This window comes from Pseudomonas sp. Xaverov 83, from assembly GCF_019352905.1.
Classification (GTDB): Bacteria; Pseudomonadota; Gammaproteobacteria; order Pseudomonadales; family Pseudomonadaceae; genus Aquipseudomonas; species Aquipseudomonas yamanorum.
In genome coordinates, this window is sequence record NZ_JAAAFU010000019.1 from 66,064 (window position 1) to 78,077 (window position 12,014).

Consider the following 12,014-nt stretch of genomic DNA (forward strand, 5'->3'; position numbering starts at 1 on the left):
CGCCCATGCAGCGAATCTACGAACCGGAAAACCTGATGGAAGGCGAGCTGCTGCAAGGCATGCTCGAAAGCGAGGGCATCACCGCGCATCTGGTAGGGCGCGATTTGCTCGGTGGCACTGGCGAATTACCGATTTATGGCCTGCTGGCCCTGGCGGTGGAGAACGACCAGGCCGCTTATGCCCGTGAGCTGATCACTGCCTACAACGGTGCGCAACCGGTGCCCGGTGATGAACCCGACAGCTTCCCCGACGTGTTGGTCTGTTAGGCTGTCGGCCAGTTTCTCCAAGAGTCGTGTTGCCCCATGTGTGGACGTTATGCCCTGTTTCGCTGGAACCCTGCGTTTGCTGCCTTGCCGGGCTTTCCGGCCGACCAGCAGGCCCAGTGGAACATCTCCCCCAATGATTCGGTGCTGATCCAGCGCCTCAGCGACGGCCAGCACACCCTGGCGCGAGCGCGCTGGGGCCTGACGCCGCCCTGGTTGACCGATCTCTCGCGCACGCCTGCCCATGCCCGCGCAGAAACCCTGGCAGAGCAACCGATGTTTCGCGAAGCCTTTCGCCAGCGCCGCTGCCTGTTGCCGGCCAATGGGTTCTACGAATGGCGCGGCACCCAGCGCAAGCGGCCGTACTGGCTGACGCCGGGAGAGGGCAGCACGCTGTTCTTTGCGGCGATCTGGGAAGCGTATCCGGTGCAGGAACAGGTGTGGCTGAGCACGGCGGTGGTGACCCAGGCGGCGCAGAGCCAGCGCCGGCCGTTGATTCTGGATGCGGCGGGGCAGGCGGCCTGGCTGAACCCCGAGACGCCGTTGCACACCTTGCAAGCCTTGTTGGCCAGTGAGCCCACCGCGTTGCGCGAGCGAGTGCTGGCCAATATGGTCAACGATCCGAAGCTGAATGGACCGGAGTGCCTGACTCCGGGTTGATCCTGGGGATTCGTGCTGTCTGCGCCGGCCTCATCGCAGGCAAGCCAGCTCCCACATTCTGAATGTATTCACAGATTAAAATGTGGGAGCTGGCTTGCCAGCGATAGCGGTCTCCAGGGCGCCGCCGGGTTAAACCTTGAACTGATTGATCAACCGCCGCTGCTGCTCCGCCAGCTTGGTCAGGTCAGCACTGGCCGCGCTCGATTCATCCGCCCCGCCAGCCACTTCATTGGCCACCTGCCCGATATTGATCACGTTACGGTTAATGTCCTCGGCCACCGCGCTCTGTTCCTCGGCGGCGCTGGCGATCTGGGTGTTCATGTCGTTGATCACCGACACCGCCTGGGTAATGGTCTCCAGTGCCTGAGCCGCCTTGGCCGCATGTTGCACGCTTTCATCGGTACGGTTCTGGCTGTCTTCCATCACCTGCACCACGTCGCGGGTGCCTTGCTGCAATTGCTGGATCATGGTCTGGATTTCTTCAGTGGCCTTCTGAGTCTTCTGTGCGAGATTGCGCACCTCGTCGGCCACCACTGCAAACCCGCGTCCCTGTTCTCCGGCCCGTGCGGCTTCGATCGCTGCGTTGAGCGCCAGCAGGTTGGTCTGCTCGGCAATCCCGCGAATCGCCGTAAGGATGGCGTTGATGTTTTCGCTGTCCTTGGCCAGCGCCTGCACCACACCGACCGCCTTGCCGATTTCCTCGGCGAGGGCACCGATGGAGGTGGAGGTGTCGCGCACAATCTGCATGCCCTGGCTCGCCGCTTGATCAGCGTGGCTGGCGGCTTGTGCCGCCTGGGTGGCGTTGCGCGCCACGTCCTGGGCGGTCGCGGTCATCTCGTGCACGGCGGTGGCTACCTGGTCGATCTCGACCATTTGCTTGTGCACGCCCTGGTTGGTGCGAATCGCGATGTCGGCGGTGTGCTCCGACGAGTCGCTGACCTTCTGCACCGAACTCACCACTTGGGTAATCATTCCCTGCAACTTGGCCAGGAATGTATTGAAGCCGCTGGCAATCGCCCCCAGTTCGTCGGCGCGATCACTGGTCAGGCGCCGGGTCAGGTCACCTTCGCCCTGGGCGATGTCATTGAGCATCGCCACCATTTGCTTGAGCGGCCGGGCAATCCCGTGGCCCACCAGCCAGATCACCAGCAAGCCAATGCCGGCGATGAGCAGACCGGCCACGGCCATGCCGAAAATATCGGTTTTGCGCTGGGCGTCGAGGTCGTGTTGCATCGCCTGCAAGTCCGCCATCACCGCGCTCAACGGCAGTTGCAGCATCAAGGTCCAGCGGGCATCGGTCTGGCCGATGTTGAACGGCAGGAACAACTCGATATGCCCGTGTTCCTTATCCACGTCGTAACGTACTTCGCCGATCTTTAACTGACCGAGGTTGGACAGCTCGTTGCTGTCGAGCAGGTCGCTGGCTTTTTCCCCCAGCTTGCTGGCGTCCTTGGTGTAGGCCACCAGGCGGCCGTTGCTGGAGATCAGCGCCAGTTCACCGGCGCCGTTGTACAAATTCTGATCAGCCTTGGTGAGCATTTCCTGGATGAAGTTCACCGACAGGTCGGCACCGACGATGCCCTGGAAGGTGCCGTCGATCATGATCGGTTCGATAAACGAAGCGAGCATCACCATTGCGTTGCCCACCTTGTAGGGGGCCGGGTCGATGGCGCAGGGCTTTTTGCTTTCCTTGGAGCACAGGTAGTACTCACTGGCGCGCACACCAGTGGACAGGATGGTCTGGTCCGCCACGTCAGCCAGTTTATCCAGGCCCAGGCTGCCGTCGGCATTACGGAACCACCAGGGCAGGAAGCGACCGTTGGTTTCGATACCGACTACCGGGCTGTTCACGTAGGCGGCGTCGTTGTGGTCGATGGCGTTGGCTTCCCAACCAATATAGGCGCCGAGAATCTTCGGGTTGCGCACCACGGTTTCGTGGATCAGGTTGATCAGTTGTTCGCGGGAAACTGCCAGTTGCGGGTTGCCGCTGGCGTCCTTCATGCCCATCAGGGCGTTGGTGGTGGCCAGGCCTTTGGCCGTCACCAGTGGCGCTTCCAGTTCACGCTGGATCAGCGTCGCCTGGGTTTGCGCCAGCGCGGTCAGGCGCTGCTCGATGATCTGCTCGAATTGCCCCTGGGTGCGTTCCTGCACCATGTCTTGGGTGCGCGCGCCGGCGAACAAGGCGTACAGCACCAACACCGCTACCACGCTCAGGACAATGGCCCCGGCCAGGGCTGCGACAGAAAATTGAATGGACTTGAACTTCATGACGGCTCCGAGCGCAGGGGAGATTGGCTGCTTGTTTATATCGGCCACGAGCGGGGGAGACATGAGGGCGATCCCCTCAAAATGACTGTGCCGGATTGGCGAATGTCGCAAATGGGATGGTCGCCAACGGTTTATGAATTTTTTGCGGCAGTGTGGGATATGTCTGAAATCAGGCGGCTACACGTCTGTTGTATCTGGCGCCGATACAATTGGCCGACTACGATACGCGCCATGTTTTCAGGGAGAAGGTTGATGAAAAAGACAGTAGCGGTATGTGCATTGGGCGTGTCGGTATTGCTCGCCGGTTGCCAGTCGGTCAACACCACCAGCGGCGGCGCCGTGGGCGTTGAGCGCAAGCAATACATGTTCAGCATGTTGTCGAGTCAGGAAGTCGACCAGATGTATGCGCAGTCGTACCAGCAGACCCTGGGTGAAGCCAGCGGCAAAGGCCTGGTGGACAAGACCAGCGCCAACGCCAAGCGCGTGCAGGCGATTGCCAACCGCTTGATCGCCCAGGCACCCACGTTCCGCCCGGATGCAGCGCAGTGGAAGTGGGAAGTGAACCTGATCAAAAGTGACGAGATGAACGCCAACTGCGGGCCAGGCGGCAAGATCTTTGTCTACAGCGCGTTGATCGACAATCTCAAACTGACCGACGACGAACTCGCCGCGGTGATGGGCCATGAAATTGCCCATGCCTTGCGTGAACACGGCCGCGAAGCCATGTCCAAGGCATACGGTATCGAAATGGCGAAGCAGGGGGCTGGTGCGTTGTTCGGCCTCGGTCAGGACAGCATGGCGCTGGCTGATACCGTGGCCAACTACGGCATGACCTTACCCAACAGCCGCAGCAATGAAAACGAAGCGGACCTGATCGGCCTGGAGTTGTCGGCGCGTGCCGGCTACAACCCGAACGCGGCGATTACCCTGTGGAACAAAATGGCCAAGGCTTCGGAAGGCTCGCCACCTGAATTCATGAGTACTCACCCGGCCTCCAGCAGCCGGATCGCCTCCTTGCAGGCGGCTATTCCGAAGGTGATGCCGTTGTATCAGCAGGCGAAAAAATCCTGATTTATAAGACTGAAATGCAAATCTGAATGTGGGAGCCCGGCTAGTGTGGGAGCCGGGGTTGCCCGCGATGCAGGCACCTCGGTGTGTCAGTTGCACCGAGGTGATGCTATCGCAGGCAAGCCAGCTCCCACTCAAGCCCAGCCCCCATATGGGGTTGCGTTTAGATCCAGCCGCTGCTCTGCATGGCCTTGTACACCGCAACAATGGCCAGGATGAAAAACGCCGTAGCCGCCAGTCGACGAATCAGCGTCAGCGGCAGTTTGTCCGCGGCAAAATTCCCCGCCAGCACCACCGGTACGTTGGCAATCAACATGCCCAGGGTCGTGCCGATAATCACCAGCCACAGTTCCGGGTATTGCGCCGCGAGCATCACGGTAGCGATCTGGGTCTTGTCGCCGATTTCCGCGAGGAAGAACGCGATCAGGGTAGTCAGGAAGGGGCCGAACTTGCGTGCAGTACTGGTTTCGTCATCGTCGAGTTTGTCGGGCACCAGGGTCCAGAGCGCCGTGGCACAGAAACTCGCCGCGAGGATCCAGTGCAACACCGCATCCGAGAAGAAACTCCCGAACCAGGCCCCCACGGCGCCGGCGGCCGCATGGTTGGCGAGGGTCGCGGCAATGATGCCGGCGATGATCGGCCAGGGTTTGCGAAAGCGTGCAGCGAGAACGAGTGCGAGCAGTTGCGTCTTGTCGCCAATTTCGGCCAAGGCAACGATTGCGGTAGGGACGAGCAGAGAATCCAGCATCAGGTAAGTTCCAGGGGCGGGTCGACACGGCTATGACACGTACAGCCTTCCCGCCCCGGGTAAGGTGTTCGTGTCATAGGTCTTGTCAAACCCCGGTCCGTCTGTGCGGACTCCTGGGTCGCATACGCCATGGTCTGTTGACCAAGTATGTTGACGTATGCCGGACGAGCGTGGCGCTCGTGGGAGACTACTCCCCTAGGACGGAGCGGATTCTGCCTAGGCAAAATCCATTCGGCAAGCCTTCTTTCGGAAAAAGATTTCAGCCGCGCTTGGCACGGTAAATGCGGAAACCCTGGCCTTCTGCCTTGATTGCGCAGACGCCAAGATGCTCTTCAATCAGCGGCTGATACTTCAGGAAGCTGTTCGCTACCAAGCGCAGTTCGCCGCCTTTTGCCAGATGTTTGGCCGCTTTTCGCAGCAAGTTCTCCGTAGCGAAATAATCGGTGTGCACCCCGACATGGAACGGTGGGTTGCTCAAAATCGTGTTCAGATTCATCGGTGCTGCGTCGATGCCATCACCGGTCAACACCTCGGCTTCCAGACCGTTGGCGGCCAAGGTCAGGCGACTGCTGGCGGCGGCAAAAGCATCCACGTCGAGCATCGTCACCGTGTTATGCGGATAGCGACGTTTCACGGCGGCTCCAAGCACGCCCGCCCCACAACCGAAATCCAGCAAGTGACCGCTCGGCAACTTGTCCAGATGCTCCAGCAGCAATGCGGTACCGCGATCCAGACGACCATGGCTGAACACGCCCGGCAGGCTCACCACCTTGAGCGGCCCTTCGGCCAGCGGTACCTCGAACACTTGCGCCAGGCTTTCCAGCTCAACCGGCTCAGGGGCATTGGCCACCGTGACCAGCCACAACTGGCAGTGCCGCGCATTGTCGAGCTTGCGCGGTTTGCCGAACGGGTTCAGTTGCTTGGCCGCGCTTTCGATGCCGCCTTTCTTTTCTCCAACCAGGTATAACTCCTTGCCGGGCAAACGCGCTGCCACGGCATTGAGCAGGTAGTCGGTGAGGTCCTTGGACTTGGGCAGGAACACCACCGCCGTGTCGAACGAACGCTCGGGCACGTTCACGCCGAACTGGCTGCGCTCGGCAAAACGCGCGTCCAGCGCGGCCTGGTCGCCGGCGTGCCAGCTCCAGCCATGGGCGTTGGGCAGGCGGCCCAGCAGGTCGTCGGCGGGCAAGCCCACCAGCAGCACGTCGCCTTGAAAAAGTTCGGCCTGGCGAAGCAGTACTTCACTGCGCGGATCCATGGTCTGCTCCTTGAAAAGGGGCGCAGTTTATCAACTGACGACCCGCAGCGGGGCGCCACTGAAAAAGCCCTGAGCGTTTTCGATCAATTGGCCGACGATCCGCTGCCGGGCTTCGCGGCTGCCCCAGGCGTTGTGGGGGGTGACGATCAAGCGCGGGATGTCGCCGGCCAGCAACGGGTTGCCGTTGACCGGGGGTTCCACGCTCAGTACATCGGTTGCCGCGCCGCCCAAATGACCGCTGCGCAAGGCATCCGCCAGCGCTTGTTCGTTGATCAAACCACCGCGGGCCGTGTTGACGATAAGCGCACCGGGCTTGAGCAGCGCCAGTTCACGGGCACCGATAAAGTCGCGGGTGTGCTCGTTGAGCGGGCAGTGCAGGGTCAGCGCGTCGACCTGCGCCAGCAACTCGTCCAGCGGCACGCGATCGGCACGAGCCGGGCGGCCAGGAATCGCACCCAGGATCACGCGCATGCCAAAGGCTTCAGCCAGGCGCGCAACGGCACCGCCCAATTCGCCATGGCCCAGCAGCCCGAGGGTTTTGCCTTCCAGCTCAACGATCGGATAGTCCAGCAGGCAGAACTGCTTGGCTTGTTGCCAGAGCCCCGCCTGCACATCTCGCTGATAGTCGTTCAGGCGTGTCGCCAGATTGAGCAGCAACATGATCGTATGCTGCGCCACCGATGGCGTGCCGTAACCCTGGCAATTGCTCACGGTAACGCCGTGGGCGCGGGCCGCAGCGAGGTCGACGTTGTTGGTGCCGGTGGCGGTCACCAGGATCAGCTTCAGCTCGGGGCAGGCCGCCAGGGTCTCGGCATTCAGCGCGATCTTGTTGCTGATCGCCACCTGCGCGCCTTGCAGGCGTTCGATAATGTTTTCGGGTGTGGTCTGCTGGTGCAGGCTCAGCTCGCTGAAGAGTGCCCGCAACCCGCTGAGGTCCAGGTCCCCGAGGTCCAGGGAAGGGTGATCTAGGAAGACGGCGCGGCGATTGTTCATTATCAACTGTACCTTTTGCGGCGAGGTTCGAAGGCGTAATCTGCCGAGCCTATCAGATGAAATAATCAGTTACTTCCAGGAGTGTGCATGTACCTCACCGAGTTCTTGACCGTGGCACTGATTCACCTGTTGGCGGTGGCCAGCCCTGGCCCGGATTTCGCCGTGGTGGTGCGTGAAAGCGTGACCCATGGCCGGCGCGCCGGCACCTGGACGGCATTGGGCGTCGGTTCGGCGATTTTCCTCCACGTGGGGTATTCGCTGCTGGGCATCGGCTTGATCGTGTCCCAGTCCATCGTGCTGTTCAACGCATTGAAATGGGCGGCGGCGGCCTACCTGCTGTACATCGGCTTCAAGGCCCTGCGCGCCCAGCCGGCCAAGCCTGCCAGTGAAGAAGACCTGCACCTGGAAGTGGGCGAGCGTACCGCCCGTGGCGCGTTCACCTCCGGTTTCGTCACCAACGGCTTGAACCCCAAGGCCACGCTGTTCTTCCTGTCGCTGTTCACCGTGGTGATCAATCCCCACACGCCGCTGTCGATCCAGGCCGGTTACGGACTGTACCTGGCCGTGGCGACCGCGATCTGGTTTTGCCTGGTTGCCATGCTGTTCAGCCAGCAACGCGTGCGTGCCGGTTTTGCACGCATGGGCCACTGGTTCGACCGCACCATGGGCGCGGTGCTGATTGCGATCGGTGTGAAGCTGGCGTTTACCAGCATGAAATAAGCCGGATGCTGGCGCAAAGCTAGCATTCATTGGGCTCTGCAAATCATTCCTTTGGCTGATTTGGCTGAAACATAAGCGCTCTAAAGTGCAGATGTTTCAGCCAAGACCGTGCAGTCAGATAAGGGATTCGTATGTTGCAGACTCGTGTTATCCCGCCCGCCGAAGGCGCCTACCAATACCCGCTGTTGATCAAACGCCTGTTGATGTCCGGGACACGCTACGAGAAGACCCGGGAAATCGTCTACCGCGACCAGTTGCGTTACACCTATCCGACCCTGATCGAGCGCGTCGCCCGCCTGGCCAATGTGCTGACCGAGGCCGGGGTCAAGGCCGGTGACACGGTGGCTGTGATGGACTGGGACAGCCATCGCTACCTGGAATGCATGTTTGCCATCCCGATGATTGGCGCGGTGATCCACACCATCAACGTGCGCCTGTCGCCGGAGCAGATTCTCTACACCATGAACCACGCCGAGGACCGCTTTGTGTTGGTCAACAGTGAGTTCGTGGGCCTTTACCAAGCTATCGCCGGCCACCTCACCACCGTCGACAAAACCCTGCTACTCACTGATGGCGCGGACAAAACCGCCGAGTTGCCCAACCTCGTAGGTGAGTATGAAACGCTGCTGGCAGCAGCAAGCCCTCGCTACGATTTCCAGGACTTCGACGAAAACTCCGTCGCCACCACCTTCTACACCACCGGCACCACGGGCAATCCCAAAGGCGTGTATTTCACCCACCGCCAATTGGTGCTGCACACCATGGGCGTGGCGACCATCATGGGCAGCGTCGACAGCGTGCGCCTGTTGGGCACCAACGACGTCTACATGCCGATCACCCCGATGTTCCATGTGCACGCCTGGGGCTTGCCCTATGTGGCGACCATGCTCGGCCTGAAGCAGGTTTATCCCGGCCGCTACGACCCCGAATACCTGGTGGAGCTGTGGCGCAAAGAGAAGGTCACGTTCTCCCATTGCGTGCCGACCATCCTGCAAATGGTGCTCAACGCCAAGGCCGGCCAGGGCGTGGATTTCGGCGGCTGGAAAATCGTCATCGGCGGCAGCGCGCTCAATCGTTCGCTGTATGAAGCGTCGAAGGCTCGCGGGATTCAGCTGACGGCGGCGTACGGCATGTCCGAGACCGGGCCGCTGGTGTCCTGCGCCCACCTCAATGAAGAATTGATGGCCGGCACCGAAGACGAACGCACCACCTACCGCATCAAGGCCGGCGTGCCCGGGCCGCTGGTGGAGGCTGCGATCATCGACGGCGACGGCAACTTCCTGCCTGCCGACGGCGAATCCCAGGGCGAGCTGGTGCTGCGCGCGCCATGGCTCAGCGAAGGCTATTTCAACGAGCCGGAGAAGGGCGCCGAGCTGTGGGCCGGCGGCTGGATGCACACCGGCGACGTGGCCACCCTCGACGCCTTCGGCGTGATCGATATTCGCGACCGCATCAAGGACGTGATCAAGACCGGCGGCGAATGGATCTCCTCCCTGGCGCTGGAAGACCTGGTCAGCCGTCACCCGGCGGTACGCGAAGTAGCGGTGGTCGGGATTGCCGACCCGCAGTGGGGCGAACGCCCGTTTGCGTTGCTGGTGGTGCGTGATGGCCATGTGATAGGGGCCAAGGAGCTCAAGGAACATCTCAAGCCATTCGTGGAGTTGGGTCACTTGAGCAAGTGGGCGATTCCAAGCCAGATCGCCGTTGTTACGGAAATTCCCAAGACCAGCGTAGGCAAGCTCGACAAAAAACGTATCCGTATCGACATCATCGAATGGCAGGCCAACAACAGCACCTTCCTCTCGACCCTCTGACGCTGGTTGCCGTGCCCTCATGGGCACGGCAGCGCTCTAGCCCAACCCTTCACTTGTGATTTACCAATTTTCAGCCATCCTTGCCGCGCTGGTCTTCGCCAGCATGGCGAAAGGGTTGTGGCAGACGGGTTGGTGATGCAAATCACACTTTAGAGGGATCAAGCGCTACCCCCTGCTGGCTATAGTTCATCCCAGAGTTTTTCAAGGTGCGGTGCTGTGAACCTGGCGGGTTCATCTGTTCGCCCGGCATTGGAATCGTTGTATTCCGGCCGTTACAAGCCCTTAGAAACGACTCACTGCCATAACAATAATGCACATGGAGTAGCGTCGATGATCTCAGCACACCAGTTCTGGCGCCGGGCGAAACTGCCTTTGGCCGTCAGCCTCGCCTCTACGCTCGCCGGGCCCGCATTCGGCGTCAGTTTCAACATCGGTGAAATCGAAGGCAGCTTCGACTCGTCCCTGTCGGTAGGGGCGAGTTGGTCGACTGCGGGTCGCAACAAGGACCTGATCGGTGCCAACAACGGCGGCAGAGGGTTGTCGCAAACCTCGGATGACGGTCACCTGAACTTCGACAAAGGTGATTCCTTCTCGAAGATCTTCAAGGGTATCCATGACCTTGAGTTGAAATACGGCGACACCGGCGTGTTTGTCCGGGGTAAGTACTGGTATGACTTCAAGCTTAAAGACGACGACCTCGATTTCAAGAACATCAGCGACAACAACCGCCCAACAGGCGCCCGATCTTCCGGCGGGCAGATTCTCGACGCCTTCGTCTACCACAACTACTCGATTGGTGATGAACCGGGTTCCGTACGGTTGGGCAAGCAGGTAGTGAGCTGGGGTGAGAGCACGTTCATTGGTGGCGGTATCAACGCCATCAACCCGATCGACGTGGCTGCATTCCGTCGTCCGGGGGCCGAGATCAAGGAGGGCCTGATTCCGGTCAACATGTTCTACCTGTCGCAAACGCTGACCGACAACCTGTCGGCTGAAGGCTTCTATCAGATCGGTTGGGACAAGACCGTGACCGATAACTGCGGCACGTTTTTCTCGCAGCCCGACATCATTACCACCGGCTGTAACGATAATTTGCGGGTGTTGAACAAGCGTTCCACGATCAACCCGGCCGCTTTGCCGAGCTTGGCCGCCTTGGGCGTCGACGTTAATGACGAGGGCGTCCTGGTGCGCCGCGGTCCGAACCGTAACGCACGTGACGGCGGCCAATACGGCGTCGCAATGCACTACAACTTTGAGCCGCTGGACACCGAGTTCGGCGCCTACTACATGAACTACCACAGCCGTGCGCCGATTTTCAGTGCAACCGGCGCGCCTCAGTCGGTCTACGACAGAGCCAGGCCTTTGGGTCAGGCAGCTGCACTGGTGGTGGCGGGCAACTCGCAATACTTCGTTGAGTATCCGGAAGACATCCACCTCTTTGGCTTGAGTTTCTCCACCACGTTGCCTACCGGCACGGCATGGAGCGGCGAGTTGAGCTACCGGCCCAACGCGCCTGTGCAGTTGAACTCCACCGACATCCTGTTTGCCGGCGTTCGCCCTCTGGGCTTCCCGGTGCTCAAGGATGCTTCGTTGTTAAGCGGTGTACCAGGCCAGGATTTGCATGGTTATCGCCGTAAGGAAATCACTCAACTCCAAACCACGTTCACCCACTTCTTTGACCAGGTCATGGGCGCCAGCCGCCTGACGCTGGTGGGTGAGGTCGGTATGACCTATGTCGGTGGGTTGGAGAGCAAGTCCAAGGTTCGCTATGGCCGTGATCCGGTGTTTGGCCCGGGTACCCTGCCTAACGGCGCGTGTGCGGCTTTGAACAACTCTACCGCCCAAGGTGCTGGCCTTCCCAATGCTAACGGCCTGAACACCAGTTGCAACAACGACGGCTTCACTACTGCAACTTCGTGGGGCTACCGTGGCCGTGCGATCTGGGAATACCCGGATGTGTTTGCCGGCGTCAACCTCAAACCCAACGTGGCCTGGTCCCATGACGTTAAGGGTTACTCGCCTGGCCCTGGCGGTAACTTCGAGGAAGGCCGCAAGGCGATCAGCCTCGGGCTGGACGCCGAGTACCAGAACACTTACACCGCGAGCCTGGCCTACACCAACTTCTTTGGTGGCGACTACAGCACCGTGGACGACCGCGACTTTGTCGCCTTGAGCGTCGGCGTGAACTTCTAAGCACACTCTCTTTAAGCAGTATGTTTTAA

The 12,014-nt window shown here is 60.6% G+C and carries 10 protein-coding genes, 1 pseudogene and 1 riboswitch; of the genes and pseudogenes, 6 read left to right on the top strand and 5 right to left on the bottom strand.

Annotated features, from left to right (window positions below; translation table 11 throughout):
• Positions 1–5: 5 nt before the first annotated feature.
• Positions 6–266 (top strand): putative signal transducing protein, encoded by a 261-nt coding sequence (locus K0H47_RS08025; RefSeq protein ID WP_010170538.1) that lies wholly within the window; start codon positions 6–8, stop codon positions 264–266.
• 36 nt (positions 267–302) lie between these two features.
• Positions 303–923: an SOS response-associated peptidase gene (locus K0H47_RS08030; protein ID WP_003216163.1), complete on the top strand. Its 621-nt coding sequence runs from the start codon at positions 303–305 to the stop codon at positions 921–923.
• A gap of 129 nt (positions 924–1,052) precedes the next feature.
• Here K0H47_RS08030 and K0H47_RS31380 read toward each other — a convergent pair whose 3' ends face one another.
• The gene (locus K0H47_RS31380) at positions 1,053–1,895 is read right to left on the bottom strand and encodes a methyl-accepting chemotaxis protein (protein ID WP_373568925.1); all 843 of its coding nucleotides are present in this window, start codon (positions 1,893–1,895) and stop codon (positions 1,053–1,055) included.
• Between the two features lie 15 nt (positions 1,896–1,910).
• Positions 1,911–3,254: pseudogene (locus K0H47_RS31385) on the bottom strand (HAMP domain-containing protein); the annotation flags it as partial.
• Between the two features lie 189 nt (positions 3,255–3,443).
• On the opposite strand from K0H47_RS31385, the gene K0H47_RS08040 reads away from it, so the two are divergent.
• Positions 3,444–4,262 (top strand): M48 family metallopeptidase, encoded by an 819-nt coding sequence (locus tag K0H47_RS08040; protein WP_093205227.1) that lies wholly within the window; start codon positions 3,444–3,446, stop codon positions 4,260–4,262.
• A 160-nt stretch (positions 4,263–4,422) separates the two neighbouring features.
• Here the strand turns inward: K0H47_RS08040 and K0H47_RS08045 are convergent, their stop codons facing one another.
• From K0H47_RS08045 to K0H47_RS08055, 3 genes are all read right to left on the bottom strand, one after another.
• Positions 4,423–5,007, bottom strand: a complete 585-nt coding sequence (locus K0H47_RS08045; RefSeq protein WP_017477707.1) for a TMEM165/GDT1 family protein — start codon at positions 5,005–5,007, stop codon at positions 4,423–4,425.
• Between the two features lie 88 nt (positions 5,008–5,095).
• A riboswitch (yybP-ykoY riboswitch) is annotated at positions 5,096–5,215 on the bottom strand.
• 51 nt (positions 5,216–5,266) lie between these two features.
• A complete protein-coding gene (locus tag K0H47_RS08050) occupies positions 5,267–6,265 on the bottom strand; it encodes a class I SAM-dependent methyltransferase (protein WP_063027185.1) in 999 nt (332 codons plus the stop codon).
• A gap of 30 nt (positions 6,266–6,295) precedes the next feature.
• A complete protein-coding gene (locus K0H47_RS08055) occupies positions 6,296–7,258 on the bottom strand; it encodes a 2-hydroxyacid dehydrogenase (RefSeq protein ID WP_257626632.1) in 963 nt (320 codons plus the stop codon).
• A gap of 87 nt (positions 7,259–7,345) precedes the next feature.
• Here K0H47_RS08055 and K0H47_RS08060 point away from each other — a divergent pair, with 87 nt between their 5' ends.
• The 3 genes from K0H47_RS08060 (at position 7,346) to K0H47_RS08070 (ending at position 11,985) form a co-directional block, all read left to right on the top strand.
• Complete coding sequence (locus K0H47_RS08060) at positions 7,346–7,978, top strand: LysE family translocator (RefSeq protein ID WP_219272334.1); 633 nt, start codon at positions 7,346–7,348, stop codon at positions 7,976–7,978.
• 131 nt (positions 7,979–8,109) lie between these two features.
• Complete coding sequence (locus K0H47_RS08065) at positions 8,110–9,792, top strand: fatty acid--CoA ligase (protein WP_063027188.1); 1,683 nt, start codon at positions 8,110–8,112, stop codon at positions 9,790–9,792.
• 330 nt (positions 9,793–10,122) lie between these two features.
• On the top strand, positions 10,123–11,985 hold the full coding sequence (locus tag K0H47_RS08070) for a DUF1302 domain-containing protein (RefSeq protein WP_063027189.1): 1,863 nt from the start codon (positions 10,123–10,125) through the stop codon (positions 11,983–11,985).
• Positions 11,986–12,014 lie beyond the last annotated feature (29 nt).